We start from the raw sequence: 26,079 nt of genomic DNA, 5'->3' as shown, positions 1-26,079 counted from the left end.
CCCATTTGGCGAACATCGGCAAGCGCGGCGATGCATTACGAGCGGCATCGCCGCCACTTCGTTGCCCCTCACCCCAACCCCTCTCCCGGTGGGAGAGGGGCTTTGCCGGCATCGCAATGGGGGGCGCGCTAGGCGGTCAGCCCCGCCTGCTGCTTCATCCACTCGTCCATGCGCCGCTTGAGTTCCTCCGGCGACACGTCCTCGATGTGCGTCGCCAGGCTCCACTTGTGCCCGAACGGATCCACCACGGTGCCCATGCGGTCGCCCCAGGCCTCGTTGTTGAGCGGGCGGTCGACCTTGGCGCCGGCCTTCACCGCGCGGTCGAACGACGCATCCACGTCCGGCACGTAGATGACGAACGTGGCGGTCGCGCCGCCGCGGTGCTTGGGGCCGTAGGCGTCCATGTCCGGCCATTCGTCCGACAACATCAGCATGGAATTGCCGATGCGGATTTCCGCATGGCCGATCTTGTCGCCCATCGGCAGGCGGAAGATCTCTTCCGCGCCGAGCGCGTCGCGGTAGAAGTCGAGCGCCGCCTTCGCGTCGTCGACAACCAGGTACGGGGTGACGCTGTGGTAACCCTCGGGCGTAGCGGGAACGCTCATCTCGGCCTCCATGGTCGGGGGTGGGCGGCACGCGCCGCCCCGGGGTGGGATCAGTGCGGCAGCTTGCTGGCGAGCAGGTCGACGCGGTCGATCTGCGGGGGGCGCGACAGCAGCTCGTCGGCGCGCTCCATCAACGCCGCGGCGATCGGCCCGTCCAGGTGCGCCTGGCGACCGGCCTCGGTGTCGAAGGTGTCGTAGATGCCGAACGACGTCGGGCCAAAGCGCAGCGCGAACCAGGTCCGCGTTCCGGGCTCGGCTTCGGCGAGCGGCAGGGCGCCGCGCAGGAACCGTTCGAGCTCCTCTTCCTTGCCGGGTTTGGCTTCCAGGCGGGCCAGCAACGCGCAGCGGGACATGGCGAAGCGCTCCGGACGGGCCGCTCAGCCTAGGCCGTGCGTCGCTAACGGGGCGCGAAGAAGCCGCTACGGGGGCATGACAGCGCCCGGCCCCAACCGACGGCCCGGGGCGAGGGCGGGGCTTTGTGGCAAAATCGGCCCCCAGTCGCGGCCCGCCCGCGACCCCTTCACGTCCACGAACGCCTCCATGCCGATCGCAGATCCGACCCAAGCCGTGTGCACGCCGTCCGGGAATCCCCGTCCGGCTTCCGTGGTGCCAGGCCGGGTTCGCGCCCGGTACGCGGCCTGAGTCTCACGCATGGCCGACGAATTCGGACACCTGCCGCGCGGTCCCGCGCGCATCGCCAAAGCCACCATGTGGTCCATGCAGGGCCTGCGCGCCGCATGGCTGCACGAATCCTCCTTCCGCCTGGAGGTCTACCTGTTCGTCATCCTGGCCCCGGTGGGCTGGTGGCTCGGACAAACCCCGGTGGAGCGCGTGCTGATGATCGGCTCGATGCTGCTGGTGCTGAGCGTGGAACTGCTCAACTCGGCGGTTGAGGCGGTGATCGAACGCTATGGCGCCGAATTCCACGAGATGGCCGGCCGCGCCAAGGACATGGGCTCGGCCGCGGTGTTCGTGGTGATGATGAACGTAGTGCTGACCTGGGGCGCGATCCTGCTGCCCCGACTGATCTGACCAGGTAGGAACCCGAAGTGATTGAGCTGCTGACCGATCCGCATGTGTGGATCACCCTCGTGACCTTGAGCGCGATCGAAATCGTGCTCGGCATCGACAACCTCGTCTTCATCTCCATTGCGGTCAGCAAGCTGCCGTACGCGCAGCGCGAGAAGGCGCGCAAGTTCGGCATCGCGGTGGCGTGCATCACGCGAATCGCGCTGCTGCTGACGCTGGCGTGGCTGGCGGGACTGACCAACGACCTGTTCACCGTGCTCGGCCAGGGCATCTCGGTGCGCGACCTGGTGCTGATCCTGGGCGGCGCGTTCCTGCTGGTGAAGGGCACGATGGAGATCAAGGACCTCATCGTCGGCGAGTCCGAGGAAGAGGACATCCACACCAAGCCCAAGGCCTCGTTCATGGCCGTGATCGCGCAGATCGCGGTGATCGACATCGTGTTCTCGCTGGACTCGGTGATCGCCGCGGTCGGCATGGCCAACCACACGCCGGTGATGGTGGCGGCGATCCTGCTTGCCGTGGCGGTGATGCTGCTGGCCTCCAAGCCGCTGGGCCAGTTCATCGACCACAACCCGACCATCAAGATGCTGGCGCTGGCCTTCATCGTGCTGGTGGGCGTGTACCTGGTCGCCGACGGCTTCGAGCTGCACATCCCGAAGGGCTACATCTACGGCGCGATGGGCTTCTCGGCGCTGGTGGAGTGCCTGAACCTGTGGTCCAAGCGCCGCGCGCAGGCACGCCTGCAGCCGGAATAAGCGCGCACCCACCGGTGTCGCCGCGAACGGCCTTCCTACGGGAAGGCCGTTTTCGTTTGCGCAGGCGCACTAACGCGCCCGTAACGTTCGCGCGGGCGTGCACATCGTCTCCATTGCGCGCCGCACGGTGCAGTGGTGCAATGCCGGCCAACGTCACGGAAGGAGTTCCCCCATGGTCCGTCTGGTGCAAGCGTTCGTGCTGGTCGTTGCGGTCGCGATGTTGAGCGGCTGCGGTTACAACACCATCCAGCAGAAGGACGAAGCGGTGAACGCCGCCTGGTCGCAGGTGCTCAACGTCTACAAGCGCCGCGCCGACCTGGTGCCCAACCTCGTGGCGACCGTGAAGGGCTACGCCAGCCACGAGCAGCAGGTGCTCACGCAGGTCACCGAGGCGCGTTCGCGCGTGGGCAGCATCAACGTCAACGCCAACGATCCGGCGTCGCTGGCGCAGTTCCAGCAGGCGCAGGGCGAACTGCAGAGCGCCATCGGCCGCCTGCTGGTGGTCAGCGAGAACTACCCGCAGCTCAAGGCCGACCAGAACTTCCTGCAATTGCAGGCGCAGCTGGAAGGCACCGAGAACCGCATCACGGTGGAACGCCAGCGTTACATCCAGACGGTGCAGGACTACAACACCTACATCCGCCAGTTCCCGACCAACCTCACCGCGATGGTCTTCGGCTACAAGCCCAAGCCCAACTTCACGGTCGAGAACGCAGCGCAGATCCAGGACGCGCCGAAGGTGGACTTCGGTGCGCCGGCGCAGCCGCCGCAACCGCAGCAGACCCCGCCGCCGCCGCAGCCCGCGCCGTCGAATGGCTGATGCGCGGGCGCGGAGCCGCATCGTGAATGTCCGGCGTGTTTTCTCGGTGCTGCGCGCGCCCGTAGCCGCGCTCGTGCTGATGCTCGCCTGCGCCTTCGCGCAGGCGCAGCAGCTGGCGCCGATTCCGCCGCTGGATTCGCCGGTGATCGACACCACCGGCACGCTCGACGCCGCGACGGAGCAGCAGCTGGAAACGCAGGCGCTCGCGTTGCAGCAGCGCAAGGGCAGCCAGCTGCAGGTGCTGGTGGTGCCGACCACGATGCCGGAGGACATCGCGCAGTACTCGGTGCGTGCCTTCGAGCAGTGGAAGATCGGGCGCAAGGGCGTCGATGACGGCGTGCTGCTGGTGGTCGCGAAGGACGACCGGCGCGTGCGCATCGAAGTCGGGTACGGGCTGGAAGGCGCGATTCCCGACGCGACCTCCGCGCGGGTGATCCAGGAATACCTCGTGCCGAAATTCCGCGCGGGCGATTACCGCGGCGGCATCACCGACGCGAGCGCGGCGCTGGTGAAACTGATCGACGGCGAGCCGCTGCCGGCGCCGATGACCGACCACCGCGCCGAACGCCGCGGTGGCGGCAGCGGATGGCTGATCGCGCTGTTCGTGGCGTTCATCGTCGCGCAGGTGGCGCGCGGCATCTTCGGGCGCGCGCCGTCGCTGCTGCGCGGCCTGATCGGCGGCGCGGCCGCGGGCGGCGTGGCGTGGCTGATTTCCTCGGTGCTGGTCGTCGGCGGCATCGGCGCGCTGATCGGTTTCTTCTTCGGCCTGGCCGCGGTGCCGACCGGTCGCTATGCGCGCGATCGCGGTTACGGGGGCTGGGGCGGAGGCGGTTGGGGCGGCGGTGGCTTTGGCGGTGGCGGTGGGGGCTTCGGCGGCGGAGGCGGCTGGGGCGGTGGCGGCGGCATGAGCGGAGGCGGTGGCGCCTCCGGCAGCTGGTGAGGAGCGGGCGATGAGAGTCTTCAAGCACCTGTTCGCCCCCTCGGCCAAGCGCCTGTTCCCCGGCGACAGCCTGCAGCGCATCACGCGGGCCATTGCCGACAGCGAGCTGCTGCACACCGGCGAGATCTGTTTCGCCGTCGAACCGGGCCTGCATCCGCGCGCGGTGCTGTCCGGTGCGCAGGCGCGCGACCGTGCGCACGAGGCCTTCGCCCAACTGCGCGTGTGGGACACGCACGCGAACAATGGCGTCCTGCTGTACCTGCTGCTGGCGGACCACCGGATCGAGATCGTCGCCGACCGTGGCTTCCAGGGGCGCGTCAGCGACGAACAATGGCGCGGCGTGTGCCAGCTGATCGAGGAACGCCTGCGCGCGGGCGAGGCCGAAGCCGGCGTGCTGGCGGGGGTGGCGGCGATGACCGCCATCCTGGTCGAGCACTTCCCGCGCGAGGACGGCGCGCACGACGTCAACGAGCTGCCGGACCTGCCTTACGTGCTGTGAGGTCGCGCAGTCCGTCGAACCCGGGCCTGTGCCAAGGGGGAGGGGGATCGTTACGGAACCGTCTCGGAACGGACGCTGTCGGCGAAGACCCGCCGGCATCTGCGGCAATCCGTCGCCCGTCCGCGTCGGGCACAATACGGCGACGCCTCCGCGAGCCGCCGCATGACCGTTCTGCACCAGATCGACCCGATCGCCTTCCACCTCGGCCCGCTGCAGGTGCACTGGTACGGGATCATGTACCTGCTGGGCTTCGGCACGGCCTGGTGGCTGGGCCGCCTGCGCGTGCGCGCCGGGCGCTTGCCGGGCGTCAACGAGCAGTCCTACGGCGACCTGCTGTTCTACGCGATGCTCGGCGTCGTGCTGGGCGGTCGGCTGGGCTATGTCTTCTTCTATTCCTTCAGCGATCTGTTGAAGGACCCGCTCATGCTGTTCCGCATCTGGGAAGGCGGCATGAGCTTCCACGGCGGCCTGATCGGCGTTGTCGCGGCGGCATGGTGGTGGTCGCATCGCCACAAGCTGCACCTGATGGACACGGTCGATTTCCTCGCACCGCTGGTGCCGCCGGGACTGGGCTTCGGCCGGCTGGGGAACTACATCGGCGGCGAGCTCTGGGGCAAGTACACGCAGGCCGGTTGGGGCGTGATCTTTCCGCGCGCTGAAGCCGAGTTCGCGGGGATGAGCCTGCCGCAGTTGCAGGCACAGTTCGCGACCGGCGCGCTGGACCGCTTCGCGCGCCATCCTTCGCAGCTGTACCAGGCGGCGCTGGAGGGGCTGGTGATGTTTCTCGCCCTGTGGTGGTTCTCGAGCAAGCCGCGACCGCGCTACGCGGTCTCGGGCCTGTTCGCGCTGCTGTACGGCTGCTTCCGGTTCCTGGTGGAGTTCGTCCGCGTGCCCGATGCGCAGATCGGCTACCTCGCCTTCGGCTGGCTGACGATGGGGCAGGTGCTGAGCCTGCCGCTGATTGCGCTGGGCCTGGTCTGGTTGTGGTGGTCGCGTCGCCAGCCGACGCTGGAGCCGCAGCCCTTCGTGCCGGTCAAGTAAGCGGAGATCGCGATGAAGCAATACCTCGACCTGCTGCGCCACGTGCTGGAACACGGCACCGACAAGGCCGACCGCACCGGCACCGGCACGCGCAGCGTATTCGGCTGGCAGATGCGTTTTGATTTGTCCGAAGGCTTCCCGCTGGTCACGACCAAGAAGCTGCACCTGCGCTCGATCGTGCACGAGCTGCTGTGGTTCCTGCAGGGGGAGACCAACATCGCCTACCTGAAGGACAACAAGGTCAGCATCTGGGACGAGTGGGCCGATGCCGACGGCGAACTCGGCCCGGTCTACGGCAAGCAATGGCGCCGCTGGACCGGCAGCGACGGCAGCGAGATCGACCAGATCCGCTGGGTCGTGGGGGAGATCAAGCGCAATCCCGATTCGCGCCGGCTGATCGTCTCGGCCTGGAACGTCGCCGACCTGCCGCACATGGCGCTGATGCCGTGCCACACGATGTTCCAGTTCTACGTGGCCAACGGGAAGCTCAGCTGCCAGCTCTACCAGCGCAGCGGCGACATCTTCCTGGGCGTGCCGTTCAACATCGCCAGCTACGCGCTGCTCACGCACATGGTGGCGCAGGTGTGCGGGCTGGGCGTGGGCGATTTCGTGCACACGCTGGGCGATGCGCACCTGTACTCGAACCACTTCGACCAGGCGCGCGAACAACTCACGCGCACGCCGCGCGCGCTGCCGCAGCTACGGTTGAATCCGGACGTGAAGGACATCTTCGGCTTCACCTTCGACGACATCGCCATCGAGCATTACAACCCGCTGCCGGCCATCAAGGCGCCGGTGGCGGTGTAACCAAAGGGGAGAGGGGATGAAGACAAGGATGTGGGGAGTGTGGGGGTTGCTGGCGTTGGCGGCCGGATCGGCACTCGCGCAGGAAGCGGCGCCCGCTGCTTCGACGCGGACAGGCACGGTGCACGGCATCGTGGGGCAGTTCGACCTGCCTCCGGGGTACGCGCTGGGCAAGGAAGAGGCTCCCACCACGCCGGGCGCGAGCGGGTTCTCCGTGCACCAGATCTTCGTGCTGCACGAGGGCCAGCCCTTCGCGCTGGCGCTGACGCAGCAGTGCGATGCCAACGTGTTCGCCGAGCTCGACAAGAAGGGGCTGGGCAAGGTCGGCAGGATCGGACTGCTGGGTGCGGCCACCGGCTCCATGGACGTGCGCTCGACCGAGACCGTCTCCATCGGTGGCCGCTCCGCCACGCGCTACATGGGGCCCTACAAGCAACGCAAGGACTCAAGCCGGATCGCGTGGGTCATCGAGTACCCGCACGGCACTGCTCAAGTCGCGCTTCTGTATCCGCGCGATTCGCAACTGCACGAGGCGCTGGTTCCGGCCATCGAAGGCATGCAGCTGGCTTGCAGCGATTCGGCTCCCGCGCCGATCGCTGCACTGGAGACGGCAACGCCGTGATCCCGGTCGTCCTCATTGCCGCGCTCGATCGCCATGGCGCCATCGGCCGCGACAACGACCTGCCGTGGCGCCTGCCCGACGATCTCAAGCGCTTCAAGGCGCTCACGCTCGGCAAACCTGTGCTGATGGGGCGCAAGACGGCGCAGTCGCTCGGCCGCGCATTGCCCGGGCGGCGCAACCTGGTGCTGACGCGCTCGGGCACGGTGCCGTTCGAGGGCATGCAGGCGGTGGCGTCGCTGGACGAGGCGATGCGCCTGGCCGTCGAAGACGGCGCCGAGCAGTTGTGCGTGATCGGCGGCGGCGAAGTCTATGGGCTGTGCCTGCCCGAGGCCACGCACCTGTACCTCACGCACGTCGACACCGTGGTCGACGATGCGCACGCATTCTTTCCCCGCTTCGATGCATCGCAGTGGCGCGTGATCGCGCGAGAGCATCACGACAGCGATGCAAAGCACGCCTTCGCGTTCGAGTTCGTGGATTACGCGCGCGCCTGAGCGGCGCGCGGATTCAATCGTGGTCCTGTTCGACCGGTGCGGTCTGCGCCGGCACGCCTTGCGTCGACGTTTCCGTGCGCGGCTGCGGACGCCCCTGCTGGCGACGCTGACCGTTCTGGTTGTGGTTCTGGCGCGGGCGCTGCGGGCGCTTGTCGTCGGGATGGTAGGGCGGGCGCGGGCGCGGCGGCTGTGCCGGCACGTCGCGACCGGGCACCTGCACCAGGCGCAGCTCGTCGGTGTCCAGCTGCAGCGCCGTCAGCTTGCCGCCCCACACCGCGCCGGTGTCGATGGCGTGCACGCCGTGGCCGATGAACAGCCCCAGCGTGGACCAATGGCCGCAGACGATCTTGAGGTCGCGTTCGGCGCGGCCGGGCACTTCGTACCACGGGTACAGACCGACCGGCTGCGTGCCCGGGCTGCCCTTGTCCTCGAAGGAAATGCGGCCGCGCGGCGTGCAGTAACGCAGGCGCGTGAACACGTTGATGATCGCGCGATGGCGATCGATGCCGGCCAGCTTGGGATGCCATGCCGGCTTGTCGCCGTACATGTTCCTGAGCAAGCGGCGGAACTGGTCGCCGTGCAGGCGCTCTTCCACTTCGCGCGCGAACCGCTCGGCCATCTGCGTGGTCCACTGCGGCGCGAGCGCGGCGTGCACCATCATCCAGCCCAGCTTTCGATCGGCGTGCACGAGCTTCTGCGTGCGCAGCCAGGTCAGCAGTTCGTCGCGGTCCTCGGCCAGCACGATGCGCTGCAGGTCGGGGTTGACCTTGCGCTGCTCGTCCTCGCGCCGCTCGCCGATGGCCAGCAGCGAGAGGTCGTGGTTGCCCAGCACCACCACGCTGTTCGCGCGCAGCGAATGCACGAGCCGCAGCGTCTCCAGCGACTGCCCGCCGCGATTGACGAGGTCGCCGCAGAACCATAGCTGGTCGCGCGCGGGATCGAACGCGATGCGTTCCAGCAGCCGCTGCGTCGCGTCGTAACAGCCCTGCAGGTCGCCGATGGCCCAGATGCTCATGGCGTATCCGTCAGTGCAGCGTGCGGGGCACGGACAGGCTGAAGGCGGGAATCGGCGCCTCGAACGGAGTGCCGTCGTCGCCGACCATCGTGTAACTGCCTTCCATCATGCCGTGCGTGGTTTCCAGCACGGCGCCGGAGGTGTATTCGAAATCATCGCCCGGGCGCAGCCAGGGCTGTTCGCCCACCACGCCTTCGCCTTCGACTTCCTGGACCTTGCCGTTGCCGTCGGTGATAAGCCAGTGACGGCGCGTCAGGCGCGCGGGCACGCTGCCGCTGTTGCGGATGCTGATGGTGTAAGCGAAGACATAGCGGTCCTGGCCCGGCTCGGACTGGTCGTCGAGGTAGCGGGTCGCCACGGAGATGTCGAAGGCGTAGTCGGTACTGCGTTCCATGCGGACAGTTTAGGGCGTGAGGCCCGCGATAGGTCAACGCATTGTGGAGGCGCGATTCGCAGCGCCGCGGTCGTTCACGCGCTGCGTTGGCGCGCCAGCGCATTGGCCAGGCGGACGAAATCGGCGACTTCGATCTGCTCGGCGCGTGCATCCGGGCGTATGCCGGCGGCCTCGATGGCGGCCGAATCGCATTGATTGGACAGCGCGTTGCGCAGCGTCTTGCGGCGCTGGCCGAAGGCGTCGCGAACGACCGCAGAGAACACGGCCGGATCCTCCACGCCGATCGTCTCCGGCTTGCGCGGCACCATCCGCACGACGGCCGAATCGACCTTCGGCGGTGGGCGGAACGCGCCCGGCGGCACGTCGAACAACGGCGTCACGTGGCAGTACGCCTGCAGCATCACGCCCAGTCGGCCGTACACCTTGCTGCCGGGGCCGGCGGCCATGCGATCGACGACTTCCTTCTGCAGCATGAAGTGCATGTCGCGGATCGCCGCCGCGTGGTCCAGCGCATGGAACAGGATCGGCGAGGACAGGTTGTAGGGCAGGTTGCCCACCAGGCGGATCTGGCTGCCTTCGTCGCCGGCGTTGCGCGCCAGCGCGGTGAAGTCGACGGTGAGCACGTCGCGGTGGATCACTTCCAGCGTGCCGTGCGCGCGTGCGGCCTCGGTGAGCGGGAAGATCAGGTCGCGGTCGAACTCGATCACCGTCAGCTCGCGATGGCGATCGAGCAGCGGGAAGGTGATCGCGCCCTGGCCGGGGCCGATCTCGACCAGGCGGTCGCCCGGCTTGGGGTTCACGGCCTGGACGATCTTGTCGATGATCCCGCGTTCGTGCAGGAAGTGCTGGCCCAGGTGCTTCTTGGCCGGCTCGCTGAAATGGGGGCTGCGCGTGGTCATGCGGACATCATGCCGGCGTGTGGCGGTTACGGGCGATGCGGGCGCAGGTGTCGGCCGCGGCGAACAGGCTGGACGGGTCGGCCGTGCCCTTGCCGGCCAGGTCCAGCGCCGTGCCATGGTCCACGGCGACGCGCGGGTAGGGCAGGCCCAGGGTGAGGTTCACCGCGTGCTCGAAGCCGCTGTACTTGAGTACCGGCAAGCCCTGGTCGTGGTACATCGCGACCACCGCGTCGAAGCCGCGCAGCTTGGCCGGCAGGAAGGCGGTGTCGGCCGGCAGCGGGCCGACCAGCCGCATGCCTTCGGCGCGCAGCTTTGTCAGCAACGGTTCGATCAGATCGAGCTCCTCGCGCCCCAGATGCCCCGCTTCGCCCGCATGCGGATTGAGGCCGAGCACGGCGATCACCGGCTCGGCGATGCCGAAGTCGCGGCGCAGCGCGTCGTGCGTGATGCGCTGCGTGCGTTCCAGCGCATCGGCGGTGATCGCGTCGGCGACCTCGCGCAGCGGAAGGTGCGTGGTGACCAGCGCGACCCGCACGATGTCGTTGGCGAGCATCATCACGACCTCGCGCCCCGCCTGTTCGGCCAGCAGCTCAGTCGTGCCGGTGTAGGCGATGCCGCCCTCGTTGATCACCGCCTTGTGCACGGGGCCGGTCACGACGCCGGCGTAGCGGCCGTCGAGGCAGCCGCGTGCGGCTTCACGCAGGGCGCGGATCACGGCCTCGGCGTTGCGCGGGTCGGGGCGACCGAAGTCGGGAACGACGGCGTTGGGGATTTCGACCAGCGCCAGCTCGCCCGGCTGCGTCGCCACCGCCCCGGCATCGAGCAGGTGCAGCGGCAACGACAGCGCCTCGGCCGCGGCGCGCAGGGAGCGCGCGTCGGCGAAGGCCGTCAGGGCGTAATCGCGGGGGCGCTGCGCCAGGTGGACGCAGAGCTCGGGACCGACACCCGCCGGCTCGCCCGGCACCAGCGCGAGCCGAACAGGGGTCATGTCCGGATCAGCCGCCGGTGGGCGGGGCCGGGGTGGTGGGCGAGGCCGGTGCGGCGTCGGCGGCCTTGCCGACGCGGACGTCGACGAAGGCTTCGCCGCGCATCTCGCGCAGGAATCGGTTCCACTCGTCTTCCAGCTTGCGGCGGCCGATCGTTTCCTGGACCTGGGCGCGGCGGTTGCGGTCGCCCACGTCGGATTCGCGCGTGCCTTCCAGCTTGATCAGGTGGTAACCGGCCTGGGTGCGGATCGGTGCGGACACCTGGCCGGCCTGGAGGCCAGCGACGGCATTGCCGAACTCGGGGCCGAAATCGTCGCGGGTGAACCAGCCCAGCTCACCGCCCTTGGCGGCGGAGCTCTGGTCCTGCGAGTTTTCCTGCGCCAGCAGGGCGAAGTCGGCGCCGCCCATCAGGCGGGCCTGCAGGGTCTGGGCCTGGGCCTTGGCCTTGGCGTCGTCGACCGAGTCGCTGACGCGGATCAGGATGTGGCGCGCCTGGTACTGGGTGACCAGGTTCGGACCGGCCTGCGACGCGTCGCGGACTTCGACCAGCTTGAGCAGCTGGAAACCGCTCGGGCCGCGGATCGGCTGGGTCACGTCGCCCGGCTGCATGTTGCGCATGAGCGTGGCGAAGGCGTTGGGGATCTCGTCCATGCTGCGCCAGCCCAGGTCGCCGCCTTCCAGCGCGTTGGGGCTGTCGGAGTAGCGGACCGCGGCGGCGGAGAAATCCATCTCGCCCTTGTCGATCAGGGACTTCACGCCCTCGACCTTCTTCTGGGCGACGGCGATCTGCTCGGCCGTGGCCCCCTCGGGCAGGGCGACGAGAATATGGGCCAGGTGGAACTGGCTGCCCGCGTTGGCCTGGGCCGCCATGGCGGCGTCGACCTCGGCCTCGCTGACCGACACGCGGCTCTGCGCGAAACGCTGGCGCAGGCGCTGGATCAGCAACTCATCGCGGATCGAGCTGCGGAAATCGTTGTAGGGCGTGCCCTCGCGGGCCAGCTGCTGGCGCAGCTGCTCGGGCGTCACACGGTTCTGCTGGGCGATGCCGGCGATGGCCTGGTCGACCTCCTGATCGGTCACGCGCACGCCGGTGCCCTGGGCACGGGCGACCTGCAGCTTGACCAGCACCAGGCGTTCCAGCACCTGACGCTGCAGCACGTCACGAGGCGGAAGCTGGTTCTCGCGTCCTGCGTACTGGGCCAGGATGTTGTTCACCGCGCGATCCAGCTCGGTCTTGAGGATCACGTCCTCATCCACGATGGCGGCGATGCCGTCGATGGGCTGGACGGAGGTCGCGGTCTGGGCCAGGGCGGTCGCCACCGGCAGGGCGGTCGTGGACAGCACCGCGACGGCAAGGGCGGACGCGAGTAGTTTCTTCATAGGGTCGGGTCGGGGGTGGTTTCGACTTGGCCGCCGCCGTTGTTCAGGCGTTGCGTCGAGGTGGGCGGCACGAGATACAGGTCGTCGCGGTCGTACCCGAGGATACCACGGCGCAAAGCCCGCTCCGTGTTCTGGCCGGCGGAGCCCAGGCCCTTCAGCTCGAATTCGAACATGATCCGGGTGTCCAGTTCGCTGTCTCGGTTGCGGATGTAGCGCCGGCCGACAAGACGCGCGGCCAGGCAGCAGCTTTCCCATTGGACACCGGCGATGGTCTCCAGTTCCTTCCGGTCCAGGATCGAGTAGTAGTACCGGCCGACCAGACTCCACGTCTCATTGATCGGGTACAGGAAGGAGAAGTCGGCCTGCTCCAGCTGATCCCTGGAACTCGGCGGGTCGATCCCCTCGCGGAAGGCCGCATTCCGACGGTAGCGATAGCCCACGTTGACGATGCCGCCGCGGGGGAACAGGTAGCGCACGCGTGCGCTGACGAAGTCTTCGCCGCGGTACTTCGGGTTCCAGATGTAGGTCGCGCCCAGGTTCCAGCGATCGTTCGGCGTGACGCTGGCATCGGCCACCCAGGCCGACTTGCCCGATTCGATGGTGGCCTGATTCGGCAGCGTGACGCGGCTGTCGTCGAAGTATTGGATCTGGCCGATGCTGGCCGCCAGGCGTTCGCGGCCGTCTTCTTCGCTGATGAAGCGCGTGGTCAGCGCCGCCGTCAGCTGGTTGGCGTCCATCTGCCGGTCCGCGCCGGTGTAACGGTTGTCGCGGAACAGCTGGCCCCAGCTGAAGGTCATCGAGCCGGTGTCGAAGACCGGGAAGTTGTCCTGGTTCCGGTACGGAATATTGAGGTAGTACAGGCGCGGCTCCAGCGTATGCAGGTAGCTGGTGCCGCGGAACTCCGTGTTGCGGTCGAAGTACATGCCGGCGTCGACCGAGGTGATCGGCAGGCTGCGCGTGAGGTTGCGGTCGGAAAACTGTTGGACCAACTCGGGCGTGGGCGGGGCGTTGGAACCCAGGACGCGCTGCGTGTATTCGGCAGCGCGGTCGACGGCACTGCCATCGAGCTGGTATGCGGTATAGCGCCAGGCCAGCTTGGGCCGGATGTACCAGCTGGCGCCTTCCAGGGGCAGGGATACAAACGGCTTCACGTCCAGGCGGTTGCCGCCGAGGAACTCAGTGTGCGCAAAGCGCACGCCCTCGGCATCCACGCCCGCCTGCAACCAGGGCATGACCGGCTGCGCCCAGCTGAGGGAGGCGCGCGGCAGTCGATCGAATGGGAGGTTGAAGTCGCTGAGCGTGTAGTCGGCGAGCTGGTAATGGTCGGCCATCACCGACGCGCTCCAGTAGCGCCCGCGGCCATACACGCCGGCGTCGCTGCGGATCGAATACATCGAGATGCCGTACAGGCTGCTGCTGAAATCCTCGAAGTAATGGGTGTCGCTCACCCAGCCCAGGTTCGTGCTGGCATACCAGGCGCTGTTGATGTTGTGCGTGGCATACAGCGCGAACTGGCCGCGGTTCTTGTCCGGCAGGCTCGAGGAAGGATTGCCGAATTCCGGATTGAGGTAGCGGTCCGGCTCGTTGCGGGGCAGGTCGTCGCTCGGCATCCAATTGCCGTAGACCTCGCCTTTGCCCTTCTCGTACAGCCAGCGGAACTCTGCGCCGATCAGCCCGCCGCGGTCGCTCATCCAGCGCGGGTAGAGCGTGGCATCGTAGTTCGGCGCCAGGTTGAGGTAGACCGGCTGCCGGTAGTCGAAGCCGTTGCGTCCGGACAGGGCCAACTGCGGATAGAGCAGGCCGGTGCGACGACGATCGTCGATCGGGAACGTAAACCAGGGCACGTACAGCACCGGCACCCGGCCGATGCGCACAGTGGCGTTCTTCGCCACGCCCATGCCTTCGGCGGTGTCGAGATCGATCTGGTTGGCGCGCAGTTCCCACGCGCGCTGGTTCGGCGCGCAGGTGGAATAGGTGGAGCCGATGAGGTGGCCCCTGGGTCCGTCGAGTTCGATGCGGTCCGCGCCGCCGTTGCCGCGCCGCTCGGTGAGCTGGTACTGCACGTTCTCGATGCGGTGCTGGTCGGCGTTCTGGTCGCCCTCGGCGCGGTCGGCCAGGATGCGCATGCCGCTGTCCTGGTAGCGCACGTTGCCGATGGCGCTGTACTTGCCGGTTTCGGCGTTGTAGCTGAGCTTGTCGGTGCCGAGGAACTGGTCGCCACGGTTCAGGCGGACATTGTCCTGGACGACGATGTCCTGCTCGCTGCCGGCACGTTCGAGCTGGCCGCCGTCGATGTCGGTGGGTTCGGTGGAACGGCTGGCGATGCCGCCCATGGGCGCGGGCGCGTCCTCGAACCGGGGCACGGCATCGATGATCGGGCACAGATACCAGTCCTCCTCGTCGCCGTCGGCGGCGTGCGCCGGCAGGGCCAGCGCGATGCACAGCGACAACGGAAGCAGTCGGAGGGTTGGGCGCACTCGGGGGACCGTGATCGTCTGCGTTCAGGAAAAACGGGTCGCTAGATTGCCGTATCCCTTGCGAGGGGGCAACGCGAGGTCCATCTTGCGCCCATCGCTGTTCATTTCCGCGTCAAGGCACGAGGGCGAGTGCCGCCGGCGGATGACGATGGCGCGAACGGCGAAGGTCGCGTGCGGTTCGCAGGCCGTGCGGGCTTGGGCGACGCGGGCCGCGAGCGGCGATCAGTCGAGCCCTTCCAGCAGTGCGCCCACATGGGCGACGCTGGCTTCGCGCAACGCCGCCAGGTCATACCCGCCTTCGAGCATCGACACGACGCGCCCGTTGCCATGGCGACGCGCGATGGCCACCAGTTCGCGCGTGATCCAGCCGTAGTCTTCGGTTTCCAGCTCCACCTGCGCGAGCGGGTCGCGCTTGTGCGCGTCGAAGCCGGCGGAAATGAAGAGCAGCTGCGGGCGGAAGGAGTCCAGCGCCGGCAGCAGCTGTTCGCGCCAGACGCGATGGAACCCCTCGCTGCCGCATCCCGGCGGCAACGGTACGTTGACGATGTTGCCCACGCCACGCTCGTTCGCGTACCCGGTGTCGGGATACAGCGGCATCTGGTGCGAGCTCAGGTACATCACGCGCGGGTCGGTGTCGAAGATCGCCTGCGTGCCGTTGCCGTGATGGACATCGAAATCCACCACGGCCACGCGCGACAGTCCGTGTTTGTCGCAGGCATGCGCGGCGGCCACGGCGATGTTGTTGAACAGGCAAAAGCCCATCGCCGCCGACGGCGTGGCGTGGTGACCCGGCGGCCGTACCGCGCAGAAGGCGCGGCGGATCTCGCCGTGCATCACCGCATCCACCGCCGCGATGCCGGCGCCGGCTGCGCGCAGCGCGGCTTCGGCGGAACCGGGAGCGAGCACGGTATCGGGATCCAGCGCCATCGGACCTTCGACCGGTGTGTCCAGGACCAGCGCGAGCAACGCGTCGTCGTGCACGCGCAGCAGCTGCCCGCGACTGGCGCGCGGGGCTTCTTCCCATTCCAGGGATGCGAATGTTTCGCGCAGCGCCTCGGTCACCGCCACCAGGCGCAAGGGACGCTCCGCGTGCCCGGGGCCCGGGTCGTGGCGCGTGCAGGCGGGGTGGGTGTAGATGCGCATGGCGCGCGGCGCGTCAGCCTTTGCGCCGCTCGTGATTCCACAGCACTTCGCCGTGGCCGCTGGCACGCGCGAGGACGCGGGCCAGCACGAACAGCAGGTCGGACAACCGGTTGAGGTAGCGCACGGCTTCCGGGCGCACGTCCTCCAGGCGCGAGAGCGACACCGCCTCGCGTTCGGCGCGGCGCACGACCGTCCGCGCGATGTGGCAGCGTGCCGCCGCTTCACCGCCGCTGGGCAGGATGAAATCCTTCAGCGGCGGCAGCGGTTCGTTGAATGCGTCGAGCTGCTGTTCCAGCCGCTCGATGTCCGCGTCGAAAATCGCCGCATGCCCCGGGATGCACAACTCGCCGCCCAGGTCGAACAACTGGTGCTGCACCGTGGTGAGCAGGCGGCGGATGTCATCGGGCACATCGGCGGCCAGCACCAGGCCGATGCAGGAATTGGCCTCGTCCACGGTGCCGTAGGCGGCGACGCGGGCCGAGTCCTTGGCGACGCGGCTGCCGTCGCCAAGCCCCGTCGTGCCGTCGTCGCCGGTGCGGGTGTAGATCTTCGAAAGGCGGTTGCCCATCGGCGCCGCTTACACCGTCTGCGCGCGCAGTGCCGGCACGCGCTGACGCAGCAGGGCGAAGCCGCCGAACAGGATCGCGGCGTAGAACAGCGTGCCCAGCACGGTCCACTGGAAGAACGGCAGCGCCGCGGCGTAGCACGGCATCAGGCCGGTCATGCAGGCCGGATGCGCGTTGACCGGCGTGGCCGTCGCCCACACGGCGAAATTGGTCACCACGAAGAACAGCACCGAGCCCATCAGCGAATAACCCAGCACGCGCGCGCCGCTCACGCGACCGCGCAGGCCGAAGCCCAGCGCCGCCGACAGGGCGATACAGACGTAAACCGACAGCCAGGTCACCAGGTAGGTGGAGCTGGTGAAGTGTTCGAAGTACGTACCGCCCAGGGTCAGGCCCAGGATCACGTCCGACAGCAGCATCGCCACCAGCGGGATCGCGATGGCCAACGCGCGCGAGGCGAAGTAGGCGCCGCCGAACAGCGCGACCGCCTCGACCGGCGAGAAGTTCGGCGGATGCGGCAGCAGGCGCGAGAGCGCGGCGATGACGATCATGCCGATCAGCACCAGCGGGCCGGGGGCGAACAGGGAGCTGGAGGCGGGCGTAGCGGGCGAGGTCGAAACTGGACGGTTCATCGGGGCGGAATCTGGGGAAGGTCAGGGCCTTCAGGAACCGTTAGCATAGCGCAATGCCTGTAGCGGCCCCCTCAACTCCGCCCTCCGGCGCGCCCGGAGACACCCCCTCGCGCGACACCGTCCACGACGTTGTGATCGTCGGCGGCGGCCTGGTCGGCGCCAGCCTGGCGATCGCGTTGGAGCGCCTGGGACTCGACGTCGGCCTGGTCGAGGCCACGCCGCCCGGCACGCTGCCGGCGGTGTTCGACGAGCGCAACCTCAGCTTCGCCGAGGCCACCGTCAACGCGCTCACCGCACTCGGCGTCATGCAGAAGCTGCGTGCGCCGGCCGGTGCGATCCAGCGCATCCACATCAGCCGCCGAGGCGATTTCGGCCGCGGCCTGCTCGACGCCGCGCGTTACGGCCGCAGCGAGTTCGGTCGCGTGGTGGTCGCACGTGATTTCGGCGAAGCGCTGGAAGCCCGGCTCGCGGAAGCGACGACGCTCACACGCTATCGGCCGGTGCGCTTCCTCGGCCTGGCGGACGTATCGGACGAATCGCGCGCAATCCGCGTGGCCGATGCCGACGGCGAACGTTTGCTGCACACGCGCCTGCTCGTCGCCGCCGACGGCACGCGCAGCGCCGTGCGCGAAACGCTGGGCATCGGCGTGGACGAGCACGATTACCTGCAGGCGCTGTTCATCGCGCGCGTGCGCGGCTCGCGACCGCCCGACGGCACCGCCTACGAACGCCTCGGCAACGACGGCCCGACCGCGCTGCTGCCGCGCGGCGACCGCCACTACGGCCTGATCCATGCCGTCGCGCGCGAAGACGCCGACGCCGTGGCCGCGCTGGACGAAGCCGGCTTCCTCGCGCGTGCGCAGGAGGCCTTCGGCTGGCGCGCCGGACGGTTCCTGTCGTGCGGACCGCGCAGCGCGCACGCGGCGATCCGCGTCGTCGCGCATCGCACCGTCGCACCGCGTGCGGTGCTCATCGGCAACGCCGCGCAGACGATTCACCCGATCGGCGCGCAGGGTTTCAACCTCGGCCTGCGCGATGCGCTCACGCTGGCCGAACTCATCGCCGACATGCGCGCGCTGGATGCAAGCGGCGATTGCGGCCATGCCGCGCTGCTCGACGCCTACACCGCGCGCCGCCGCGAAGATCGCGAACGCACGGTGGGATTCTCCGACGGCCTCGCCCGCCTGACCGCGAACGCCGCGCCGCTGCTGCGGCCGCTGCGCAGCCTGGGCTTGTTCGCGGTGGATCGCGTCGCGTCGGCGCAGTCCTATCTGGTCGGCGGTGCGATGGGTTATCGCGGCGACGTGCCCGCGTTGTGCCGGGAGAACCGCGCATGAGCCGGCGGGGAAGCGGACTGGATGTGGTGGTGGTCGGCGCCGGCGTGGTCGGCGCGGCGGCCGCGCTCGCGTTCGCGCGTGACGGTCTGCGCGTGGCGCTGGTCGAATCCCGCCAGCCGCCGGCCTGGCAGCCGCTGCCGCCCGACGCCGAACGCATCGACCTGCGTGTGTATGCCTTCGCGCCCGACAACGCGGCGCTGCTCGACGACCTGGGCGTGTGGCGCGAGATCGCATCCGCACGGCTGCAACCGTACCGCGCGATGCGGGTGTGGGACGCGGCCGGTGGCGGTGAACTCGTCTTCGATGCCGACGCCTTCGGCCGTCGCGAGCTGGGCTGGATCGTCGAACACGCGCTGCTCGTCGATCGCCTGTGGGCCGCCTTGCCGGCAGCGGGCGTGCAGTTGCACTGCCCGGACAGCGTCGTCGCGCTCGAGCAGGACGACAGCGGTGCGACCGTCGTGCTCGAAAGTGGGCTCTCGCTGCGTGCGCGGATCGTGGTCGCCGCCGACGGCGCCGAATCGAAGCTTCGTTCGCTTGCCGGTATCCAGGCGCCGCGCCGCGATTACGGCCAGCGCGGGCTGGTTGCGTTCGTCGAAAGCGAGCTGCCGCACCAGGCCACCTGCTGGCAGCGTTTCCTGCCGACGGGGCCGCTGGCGTTCCTGCCGTTCGGCGAGCCCAATCTCAGCTCGATCGTGTGGACGCTGCCCGACGTCGAGGCGCAGCGTTTGCTGGAGATCGACGACACGACGTTCCTGCGCGAACTCCAGTCCGCGTTCGCTGGCACGCTGGGAGCACTGACGCGCGTGTCCCGCCGCGCCGCATTCCCGTTGCGTTTGCAGTTGGCGCAGTCGCTCGTCGCCGGACGCCTTGTCGTGGTCGGCGACGCCGCGCATGCGGTGCATCCGCTGGCGGGGCAGGGTGTGAACCTGGGATTGCGCGACGTGGCGACGCTGCGGCGCACGCTGGCCGATGCGCAGCGAGCCGGGCGCGATCCGGCCGCGCGCCTGTCACGCTGGGCGCGGCAGCAGCGCAGCGAGAATGCGATGTCGGCGTATGCCTTCGACGGCATCAACCGTCTGTTCTCCAACGATTCGGTCGCGGCCACGCTGCTGCGCGGGCCGCTGCTGGGGCTGGCCGGGAAACTTCCGCCGCTCACACACGCCTTCTGGCGTCACGCGGCCGGTCAATAAAGCGAACCCCTCCCGGCGCGGGAGGGGTTCGCCATCGCCGACGGCTTCGACAGGTCACTTACCGCCGGCAAGCTCGCGCTGGGTGATGCGACCGTCGCGGTTGGCGTCGATCGCGTTGAAATCCGCCGACAGCGTGGCGTTCGCGCTGACTTCGGTGCGGCTGAGGTTGCCGTCGCGGTTGGTGTCCAGCGCGTTGAAATCGACCTTGTTGGTGAGCGTCGAATTCGGCGGGCTGGAGGTGGCGTGCACCTCTTCCTTCACCGGGCCCGCATAGGCGGGTGCCGTCGCCGGAGGCGGCGCCGGCTGCGGATACGCCTGCTCCACCGCGGCGTCCGCGGACGCCTGGGCCTGCAGGCTGGCGTTGGTGGCGGCGGTCGCGGCTTCGCGCGCTTCGACCGCGCCCTGCTTCGGATTGGCCGAGGACTGCGCGGCGCTCTGCGCACTGCGCGCGTCGTGAGCGGCGTTGACGGCCTGGTTGGCGGCCTTGTTCGCGGCGTCGGCCTGCTGGTTGATGGTGGTGTAGGTGCCGCCGCTGACGCTGGTGGCATCGCGCGCGGTCTGCGCGCTGGCGCGTGCGGCTTCGGCCTGTTCCGAGGCGACCTCGGCGGCGGCCTCGGCCTGGATCTTCGACTTCGCCGGTTCGCCCTGCGTGCGTTGCGCAGCGGCCGGGCCGGCGATGGCCAGCGTGGCGAGGATCGCCATCGCCAACAGCTTCGGGCCCATCACATTCTTGGGAAGGGAAAGCGCGGACTTCATCATGTGACCTCGCTGTAGGGGACGAGGCCGACGCTAGCCCGCCCAACATCAACCGCAGGTCAATTCACGCACACCGGCGCGTCGCGCGATGCGCAGCGTTCACCCATGTGAGTGTGGTGTTAGCGCGACGTCGCGAAAACCGTGATCTCTTCGCGGTCGTGGTAGAGCTGGCGCGCGCGAATCAGCAGCGGCTTGCCGGCCTGTTCCTCGAAGAGTTCCAGGCACAGGCGCGTTTCGTCCCAGCGCTTCTTCATCGGCAGCTTGAGGTTGAAGATCGTGTGCTTGCACCAGCCTTCGCGCACCCAGGTCGCCATGCGCTCGGCGACGCGCCGCGGCTGTTCGACCATGTCGCACACCATCCAGTCCAACGGCGCGCGTGGATGCCAGTGGAAGCCGTCTTCGCGCAGGTGCTCGACGCGCCCGCTCTCCATCAGCTTCTCCTGCAGTGGTCCGTTGTCGACCGACATCACACGCAGTCCCTGTCGCACCAGCACCCAGCTCCATCCGCCGGGCGCCGCGCCGAGGTCGGCGCCGCGCATGCCTTCGCGCAGCAGCTTCTCGCGCTCCTTCTCGCTGAGCAGGACCATCAGCGCTTCTTCCAGCTTGAGCGCGGAACGGCTGGGTGCATCGGCGTGCATGCGCAGGCGCGGGATGCCGAGCGGCCACGGCGCGTTGTCGCCGGCCTCGGCGATGGCCAGCAGCACGTGGTCGCCGGCGAGGAACACGACGTGCAGCCTGGCGCGACGCGGATCGTCGACGCCCGTCAGCCAGCCGCGCTTGCGCAGCACCGGCCGCAGCGCATTGCCGAAGCTGCGCGCGAGCCCGGCCAGCGGCTTGGCTTCGTCGGAATCGGGATGCTCCACCCACAGCTCGCCGAAGGTGTATGCGTTGGAAAGCACGGTTTCGAGCGTGCGCAGGATCGGCGTGATGCGGTCCTTCGGATCGAGTCCACGCAGCTCGGCGATGCGGGTCAGCTTCTGGCGGGCGAAGATCAGCGACGCGAACGGAAGCGCGCGCGTGAGCGCACCGGCGTCGGCGCCGAGGAATTCGACGTAGCCGCTGTTGCGTTCGGTGCGCGCGTAGCCGGGATGGCCGGCGAGCGCGGCGCGCTCGCTCAGTTCGCCGGCGAGTTCGGGCTCGAAGCCGGGACGGCAGTAGCAGAGCAGGGCGTCGCCGGGCGTCATGACGTTGCGCGCGCCATCAGTAGCGCTCGCCGCCGGACTCGCCGTAGGCGCGCAGCACGTCGCACGCGGCCTCGCGGTGCACGTCGCGCACGACCTGGATGCCGCGGCGTTCGAGTTCGCCGACCCAGTCCGCCGGCAGCGGGCCTTCGTCGAACTCGGTCAGCGTTTCCACGTCCTCGCTGCGCGCGCCGATCAGCAGGCGGTCGATGCCGGCCCACATGGTCGCGCCGTAGCACTGGCAGCACGGCTGCGAGGAAGTCGCCAGCGTGATCGGGCCGATGTGTTCGCCGACCGCGTCCTCGTTGAGGCGCGGGCGCTGCGTGCGCTGCTGGGCGAGCATGTAGGCCATCGTCTCGGCATGCGCGAGCGAGCAGCTGTGCGGCAGCACGCGGTTCACGCCGATGGCGATGAGGCGGTCGTCGGGACCGAACACCGCGGCGCCGAACGGCCCGCCGCTGCCGGCCTCGATGTTCGTGCGCGACAGCGCGACGGCGAGTTCGACCTTGGCTTCATCGCCGACGTACGCGCGATCGGTGTCGACCGACTCGTGCACCCATGCCGGCAACGTGAGGTGGACCTGCGCGTAGAGCATCAGTGCACCGATTCCACTTCGGCGACCTTGTCCTTGCATTCACCCTTCACGCACTGGCAGCCCTCGACGGGCTTGAAGCCGCACATCGCCATGATGCCCTTGCGCGCGCATTCGGCCTTGACGCCTTCCGGATCGGTCGGGCTGTTGGCGTTGACGCACGCGGGCTTGGCGCCGCAGCAGTTGCCGACGTTCTTCACGGCGCAGTCGGAATCGGTCTTGCAGCTGAAATCGAGCCTGATCGCCTCGCCGGTCGCGGCGGCCGCCGGGGCCTCCACGCGCTTGGGTTCCGGCTGCGGCGCGGCGGCACGTTGCGGCGTCGCCGCCTGCGCGGGCTCGGCCTGCGCGGGCTCGGCCTGCGGCGAGGCGCACGAAGCGATCGCGAACAACGACATCATCAGCACAGCGGCGAGCAGGATCTTCGGCAGGCGGCGCATGGCAGGCTCCTTCTCAGGCCTTGGTGGCCCAGGTGTCGCGCAGGGTGACGCTGCGGTTGAACACCGGTGCGTCGCTGCGGTGGTCGTGGCGGTCGGCGACGAAGTAGCCGATGCGTTCGAACTGGAACGACTGCTCCGGCGACGCCGCGGCCGCGGCCGGTTCGACGTAGCCGGTGACGGTGCGGCGCGACTCGGGATTGAGGTAATCCTTGTACGTCTTGCCGCCTTCGTCGTTATCCGGATCGGCGACGAGGAACAGGCGGTCGTACAGGCGCACTTCGGCCTTCACAGCGTGCTTCGCGCTGACCCAGTGGATGGTGCCCTTGATCTTGCGGTCGGCGCCGGCCATGCCGGGGCGCGATTCCAGGTCGAGCTCGCCGTGTATCTCCACGACCCGGTCGCCGTCCTTGATCACTTCATCGCAACGGAAGATGCCGGCGCCGCGCAGGCGCACTTCGCCGCCCGGGATCAGACGCTTGAAACCCTTCGGCGGCACTTCCTCGAAGTCCTCGCGCTCGATCCACAGCTCGTTGGAAAACGGCATCGTGCGCGAGCCGGCGCTTTCGTCCTTGGGGTGGTTCGGGAACGTCAGCGATTCTTCGAAGCCGGCCGGCAGGTTGGTGATGACCAGCTTGAGCGGATCGATCACCGCCATGCGCCGCTGCGCCGCGGAGTCGAGGTCGTCGCGCAGCGCGCCTTCCAGGATCGAGATGTCCAACAGCGAGTTCTGCTTGCTGATGCCGACGCGGTCGACCATCAGGCGCAGCGCGCTGGGCGTGTAGCCGCGGCGGCGGATGCCCTGCAACGTCGGCATGCGCGGATCGTCCCAGCCGTCGACCAGGCCTTCGTTCACCAGCGCCAGCAGCTTGCGCTTGCTCATCACCAGGTAGTTGAAGTTCAGTCGCGAGAACTCGATCTGGCGCGGCTTGCTGGCCTCGTTCGGGAAGCCCTTGGCGAGCGCGGGTTCCAGCACGTCCGGCGAGTTGGCCAGGTCGACCTTGTCCACGCACCAGTCGTACAGCGGGCGGTGGTCCTCGAACTCCAGCGTGCACAGCGAGTGCGTGATGCCTTCCACCGCGTCGCTGAGCGAATGGGCGAAGTCGTACATCGGGTAGATCGGCCATTCGTGGCCGGTGTTCTGGTGCTCGACGTGCTTGATGCGGTACAGCGCGGGGTCGCGCAGGTTCATGTTGCCGCTGGACATGTCGATCTTCGCGCGCAGCGTGCGTGCGCCGTCGGCGAACTCGCCGGCGCGCATGCGGCGGAACAGGTCGAGGTTTTCCTCCACGCTGCGATTGCGGAACGGCGATTCGCGGCCCGGCTCGGTCAACGTGCCGCGGTATTCGCGCACCTGCTCGGCGCTGAGGTCGCAGACGAAGGCGTCGCCCTGGCGGATCAGCTTCTCGGCGGCCAGGTAGAGCACGCCGAAGTAGTCCGAGGCGTGGCGCAGGTCGTGCCATTCGAAGCCGAGCCAGCGCACGTCGTCCTGGATGGCGCGCACGTACTCGGGGTCTTCCTTCACCGGGTTGGTGTCGTCCAGGCGCAGGTTGCAGTCGCCGCCGAATTCCGCGGCGATGCCGAAGTCCAGGCAGATCGCCTTGGCGTGGCCGATGTGCAGGTAGCCGTTGGGCTCCGGCGGAAAGCGCGTGCGGATGGCCTGGTGCTTGCCGCTGGTCAGATCCTCGCGAACGATCTGCCGGATGAAGTCCTGCTTCGCGGGCGCGGCGGCTTCGGGGGCGGACGGAGTGGCGGGGGCTGCGTGGTGGGGCGTAGCGGACATGCGTAAAGCCGTGGACGGGTAAGACCGTCAAGTTTAGCCGGTGATGCCGGCCGCCGCCGTCACCCGCGTTCAGGGCCGGGCGTATGCTGTCGATACGCCCCGTCGGGAGCCCCGCCATGAAAGTCGTCTACCAAGCCGCCAACCTGATCGACGCCCATCTGGTGCGGCATGCGCTGGAGGCGCAGGAGATCCCTGTATTCCTGCAGGGCGAAGCCCTGACGGGCGGGATGGGCGAGTTGCCGCTGTTCGGGACCATCCTGGTGTGCGTGCCGGACGTGGTCTGGCCCGAAGCCAGTGACATCGTCGCCACGCTTCCGCTGAACCAGCCCGCCGCCGCCGAGCCCGATGACGACGAGGCCGCGGATTCGTCGCACGGGTGGCTGCCGGCCTGAACGGCCCTTTCCGGTATGGTGACCGGCCCCAACGCCGGCCCGTCCCATGTCCACCGATTTCCGCTCCCTGATCCGCGCCGTCGCCGACTTTCCCAAGCCCGGCGTGACCTTCCGCGACGTCACCCCGCTGCTGGCGGACGCGGGCAGCTTCGCCCGCTGCATCGACGCGCTGGCTGAGCCGTGGCAGGGCAGTGAGGTGCAGGCGGTGTGCGGGATCGAATCGCGCGGTTTCATCTTCGGTGCGGCGCTGGCGCAGAAGCTGCATGCCGGCTTCGTCCCACTGCGCAAGCCGGGCAAGCTGCCGCCGCCGCTGGTCGAGGTGTCCTATGCGCTGGAATACGGCACGGACCGGCTGCAGGCGCGCAACGACGCGCTGCGTCCGGGCGAACGCACGCTGATCGTGGACGATGTGCTGGCAACCGGCGGGACGCTGGCGGCCGCACGCGAACTGGTGGAGAAGCTCGGCGCGACCCTGGTCGGCGCGAGCGTGCTCATCGAACTGGATGCGCTGGGCGGGCGGTCGCGCTGGCCGGTGGGAGTGCCGTTGCACGCCTTGCTGCATTACTGAGCGGGGCATCGCCTCGGCAGGGCGTTGGGTCCCGGCGCAGCCCGCTCCGGCAAACGGGAAGCGCGCCTTCGACGGCACCGCTACGCCCCGGCAGTCGAAACGACCGGCGCCGGAGCGCTACGCTCGACATCGCCGGCCCGAGCCGGCCAGCCGGGCGCACGCCGATGGATGCGTTCAATTACCTCGCGGTGATGGTGTCCATGGTGCTGAGCCTCGGCCTGACCCAGCTGTTCGCGGGCATCGGCAACATGGTGCAGGTGCGCCGCCGGGTGAAGCCCTACTGGCTGCACGCGATGTGGATCGTGCTGATGATCGGCCTGCACATCCAGATGTGGTGGTCGTTCTGGATGCTGCGCGGCGTGCAGGAATGGACTTACACCGGCTTCGCCTTCGTGCTGCTGGGGCCGGCCATGCTGGTGATCGCCAGCCACGTCCTGTTGCCCGAACTCGTCGACGGCACCATCGACGTGCAGAAGCACTACTACGACACGCGCGCCGTGTTCTTCAGCCTGCTTGCGGCGGCGGGCGCATGGGCGTTGTTGCTGGAATCGATGATGGGACTGAACGCCCTGATCGTGCCGTTCCGTCTCGTGCAGATCTTCGGCATCGGCCTGATGGTGCTGTGCGCGTGGAGCGCGAACCGGCGCGTGCACGCGGCCTGCACCTTCATTGTCATCGCGATGCTCGTGAGCACGACGCTCCTCACGCGCTACCGGCTGGGTCAGATCGGCATGGAGTGAGGCGA

Annotated in this window: 30 protein-coding genes; 14 read left to right on the top strand and 16 right to left on the bottom strand. The window is 68.8% G+C overall.

The window, feature by feature from the left end; translation table 11 throughout:
- Window positions 1-128 precede the first annotated feature (128 nt).
- The gene (locus JI752_RS04750) at window positions 129-605 is read right to left on the bottom strand and encodes a VOC family protein (protein WP_216959934.1); all 477 of its coding nucleotides are present in this window, start codon (window positions 603-605) and stop codon (window positions 129-131) included.
- Between the two features lie 50 nt (window positions 606-655).
- On the bottom strand, window positions 656-958 hold the full coding sequence (locus tag JI752_RS04745; RefSeq protein ID WP_216959931.1) for an antibiotic biosynthesis monooxygenase: 303 nt from the start codon (window positions 956-958) through the stop codon (window positions 656-658).
- A gap of 298 nt (window positions 959-1,256) precedes the next feature.
- On the opposite strand from JI752_RS04745, the gene JI752_RS04740 reads away from it, so the two are divergent.
- The 9 genes from JI752_RS04740 to JI752_RS04700 all read left to right on the top strand — a co-directional run bounded on the left by JI752_RS04740 (window position 1,257) and on the right by JI752_RS04700 (window position 7,609).
- On the top strand, window positions 1,257-1,637 hold the full coding sequence (locus JI752_RS04740) for a diacylglycerol kinase (RefSeq protein ID WP_216959928.1): 381 nt from the start codon (window positions 1,257-1,259) through the stop codon (window positions 1,635-1,637).
- 17 nt (window positions 1,638-1,654) lie between these two features.
- Window positions 1,655-2,389: a TerC family protein gene (locus JI752_RS04735; RefSeq protein WP_216959925.1), complete on the top strand. Its 735-nt coding sequence runs from the start codon at window positions 1,655-1,657 to the stop codon at window positions 2,387-2,389.
- 172 nt (window positions 2,390-2,561) lie between these two features.
- The gene (locus JI752_RS04730; RefSeq protein ID WP_216959922.1) at window positions 2,562-3,209 is read left to right on the top strand and encodes a LemA family protein; all 648 of its coding nucleotides are present in this window, start codon (window positions 2,562-2,564) and stop codon (window positions 3,207-3,209) included.
- A 79-nt stretch (window positions 3,210-3,288) separates the two neighbouring features.
- Window positions 3,289-4,149: a TPM domain-containing protein gene (locus JI752_RS04725; protein ID WP_216961798.1), complete on the top strand. Its 861-nt coding sequence runs from the start codon at window positions 3,289-3,291 to the stop codon at window positions 4,147-4,149.
- 10 nt (window positions 4,150-4,159) lie between these two features.
- On the top strand, window positions 4,160-4,648 hold the full coding sequence (locus JI752_RS04720) for a TPM domain-containing protein (RefSeq protein WP_216959918.1): 489 nt from the start codon (window positions 4,160-4,162) through the stop codon (window positions 4,646-4,648).
- A 162-nt stretch (window positions 4,649-4,810) separates the two neighbouring features.
- Window positions 4,811-5,689 (top strand): prolipoprotein diacylglyceryl transferase, encoded by an 879-nt coding sequence (gene lgt / locus JI752_RS04715; RefSeq protein ID WP_216959916.1) that lies wholly within the window; start codon window positions 4,811-4,813, stop codon window positions 5,687-5,689.
- 12 nt (window positions 5,690-5,701) lie between these two features.
- Entirely contained in the window at window positions 5,702-6,496 is a 795-nt protein-coding gene (locus tag JI752_RS04710; RefSeq protein WP_216959912.1) for a thymidylate synthase, read from the top strand.
- Between the two features lie 16 nt (window positions 6,497-6,512).
- Window positions 6,513-7,115: a hypothetical protein gene (locus JI752_RS04705; protein ID WP_216959909.1), complete on the top strand. Its 603-nt coding sequence runs from the start codon at window positions 6,513-6,515 to the stop codon at window positions 7,113-7,115.
- The gene (locus JI752_RS04700; protein WP_216961795.1) at window positions 7,115-7,609 is read left to right on the top strand and encodes a dihydrofolate reductase; all 495 of its coding nucleotides are present in this window, start codon (window positions 7,115-7,117) and stop codon (window positions 7,607-7,609) included. The genes JI752_RS04705 and JI752_RS04700 overlap by 1 nt, the downstream gene beginning before the upstream one ends.
- A 13-nt stretch (window positions 7,610-7,622) precedes the next feature.
- Here JI752_RS04700 and JI752_RS04695 read toward each other — a convergent pair whose 3' ends face one another.
- The 9 genes from JI752_RS04695 to JI752_RS04655 all read right to left on the bottom strand — a co-directional run bounded on the left by JI752_RS04695 (window position 7,623) and on the right by JI752_RS04655 (window position 17,101).
- Window positions 7,623-8,624 (bottom strand): symmetrical bis(5'-nucleosyl)-tetraphosphatase, encoded by a 1,002-nt coding sequence (locus tag JI752_RS04695; RefSeq protein WP_216959906.1) that lies wholly within the window; start codon window positions 8,622-8,624, stop codon window positions 7,623-7,625.
- 10 nt (window positions 8,625-8,634) lie between these two features.
- Window positions 8,635-9,018 (bottom strand): Co2+/Mg2+ efflux protein ApaG, encoded by a 384-nt coding sequence (gene apaG, locus JI752_RS04690; protein WP_216959902.1) that lies wholly within the window; start codon window positions 9,016-9,018, stop codon window positions 8,635-8,637.
- A gap of 74 nt (window positions 9,019-9,092) precedes the next feature.
- On the bottom strand, window positions 9,093-9,917 hold the full coding sequence (gene rsmA / locus JI752_RS04685; RefSeq protein WP_216959900.1) for a 16S rRNA (adenine(1518)-N(6)/adenine(1519)-N(6))-dimethyltransferase RsmA: 825 nt from the start codon (window positions 9,915-9,917) through the stop codon (window positions 9,093-9,095).
- A 7-nt stretch (window positions 9,918-9,924) separates the two neighbouring features.
- On the bottom strand, window positions 9,925-10,905 hold the full coding sequence (gene pdxA, locus JI752_RS04680; RefSeq protein ID WP_216959897.1) for a 4-hydroxythreonine-4-phosphate dehydrogenase PdxA: 981 nt from the start codon (window positions 10,903-10,905) through the stop codon (window positions 9,925-9,927).
- A gap of 7 nt (window positions 10,906-10,912) precedes the next feature.
- A complete protein-coding gene (locus tag JI752_RS04675) occupies window positions 10,913-12,283 on the bottom strand; it encodes a peptidylprolyl isomerase (RefSeq protein WP_216959894.1) in 1,371 nt (456 codons plus the stop codon).
- Complete coding sequence (gene lptD / locus JI752_RS04670) at window positions 12,280-14,760, bottom strand: LPS assembly protein LptD (protein WP_216959891.1); 2,481 nt, start codon at window positions 14,758-14,760, stop codon at window positions 12,280-12,282. The genes JI752_RS04675 and lptD overlap by 4 nt, the downstream gene beginning before the upstream one ends.
- Window positions 14,761-14,982: 222 nt before the next feature.
- The gene (locus JI752_RS04665; RefSeq protein ID WP_216959878.1) at window positions 14,983-15,903 is read right to left on the bottom strand and encodes a histone deacetylase family protein; all 921 of its coding nucleotides are present in this window, start codon (window positions 15,901-15,903) and stop codon (window positions 14,983-14,985) included.
- A gap of 13 nt (window positions 15,904-15,916) precedes the next feature.
- On the bottom strand, window positions 15,917-16,471 hold the full coding sequence (locus JI752_RS04660; RefSeq protein ID WP_216959875.1) for a cob(I)yrinic acid a,c-diamide adenosyltransferase: 555 nt from the start codon (window positions 16,469-16,471) through the stop codon (window positions 15,917-15,919).
- Between the two features lie 9 nt (window positions 16,472-16,480).
- Window positions 16,481-17,101 carry a DUF6580 family putative transport protein gene (locus tag JI752_RS04655; RefSeq protein WP_216959872.1) on the bottom strand — a complete coding sequence of 207 codons (621 nt, stop codon included), beginning with the start codon at window positions 17,099-17,101 and terminating at the stop codon, window positions 16,481-16,483.
- Window positions 17,102-17,154: 53 nt separating this feature from the next.
- Between JI752_RS04655 and ubiH the strand changes: the two genes are divergently transcribed.
- Window positions 17,155-18,438, top strand: coding sequence for a 2-octaprenyl-6-methoxyphenyl hydroxylase (ubiH, locus tag JI752_RS04650; RefSeq protein ID WP_216959869.1), 1,284 nt, complete (start codon window positions 17,155-17,157; stop codon window positions 18,436-18,438).
- Window positions 18,435-19,628: an FAD-dependent oxidoreductase gene (locus JI752_RS04645; RefSeq protein ID WP_216959866.1), complete on the top strand. Its 1,194-nt coding sequence runs from the start codon at window positions 18,435-18,437 to the stop codon at window positions 19,626-19,628. The genes ubiH and JI752_RS04645 overlap by 4 nt, the downstream gene beginning before the upstream one ends.
- A gap of 54 nt (window positions 19,629-19,682) precedes the next feature.
- Here JI752_RS04645 and JI752_RS04640 read toward each other — a convergent pair whose 3' ends face one another.
- The 5 genes from JI752_RS04640 to JI752_RS04620 form a co-directional block, all read right to left on the bottom strand.
- Entirely contained in the window at window positions 19,683-20,384 is a 702-nt protein-coding gene (locus tag JI752_RS04640; RefSeq protein WP_216959863.1) for a hypothetical protein, read from the bottom strand.
- Window positions 20,385-20,503: 119 nt separating this feature from the next.
- Window positions 20,504-21,568, bottom strand: coding sequence for a 23S rRNA (cytidine(2498)-2'-O)-methyltransferase RlmM (gene rlmM / locus JI752_RS04635; RefSeq protein WP_216959861.1), 1,065 nt, complete (start codon window positions 21,566-21,568; stop codon window positions 20,504-20,506).
- Window positions 21,569-21,584: 16 nt separating this feature from the next.
- Window positions 21,585-22,160: a nucleoside deaminase gene (locus JI752_RS04630; protein ID WP_216959858.1), complete on the bottom strand. Its 576-nt coding sequence runs from the start codon at window positions 22,158-22,160 to the stop codon at window positions 21,585-21,587.
- Complete coding sequence (locus JI752_RS04625) at window positions 22,160-22,594, bottom strand: hypothetical protein (protein ID WP_216959856.1); 435 nt, start codon at window positions 22,592-22,594, stop codon at window positions 22,160-22,162. The genes JI752_RS04630 and JI752_RS04625 overlap by 1 nt, the downstream gene beginning before the upstream one ends.
- Window positions 22,595-22,607: 13 nt before the next feature.
- Window positions 22,608-24,374 carry a glutamine--tRNA ligase/YqeY domain fusion protein gene (locus tag JI752_RS04620; protein WP_216959852.1) on the bottom strand — a complete coding sequence of 589 codons (1,767 nt, stop codon included), beginning with the start codon at window positions 24,372-24,374 and terminating at the stop codon, window positions 22,608-22,610.
- A gap of 116 nt (window positions 24,375-24,490) precedes the next feature.
- Here JI752_RS04620 and JI752_RS04615 point away from each other — a divergent pair, with 116 nt between their 5' ends.
- From JI752_RS04615 to JI752_RS04605, 3 genes are all read left to right on the top strand, one after another.
- On the top strand, window positions 24,491-24,766 hold the full coding sequence (locus JI752_RS04615) for a DUF2007 domain-containing protein (RefSeq protein WP_216959848.1): 276 nt from the start codon (window positions 24,491-24,493) through the stop codon (window positions 24,764-24,766).
- Between the two features lie 46 nt (window positions 24,767-24,812).
- Window positions 24,813-25,334 carry an adenine phosphoribosyltransferase gene (locus tag JI752_RS04610; RefSeq protein ID WP_216959845.1) on the top strand — a complete coding sequence of 174 codons (522 nt, stop codon included), beginning with the start codon at window positions 24,813-24,815 and terminating at the stop codon, window positions 25,332-25,334.
- Between the two features lie 164 nt (window positions 25,335-25,498).
- Window positions 25,499-26,074, top strand: a complete 576-nt coding sequence (locus JI752_RS04605) for a hypothetical protein (RefSeq protein WP_216959842.1) — start codon at window positions 25,499-25,501, stop codon at window positions 26,072-26,074.
- The last annotated feature ends 5 nt before the right edge of the window (window positions 26,075-26,079 follow it).

The sequence above is a fragment of the Lysobacter sp. MMG2 genome (genome assembly GCF_016735495.2).
Lineage (GTDB): Bacteria > Pseudomonadota > Gammaproteobacteria > Xanthomonadales > Xanthomonadaceae > Lysobacter_J.
Note: the sequence above shows the minus strand (reverse complement) of the source record. Positions and strands in the feature narration are given on the sequence as shown.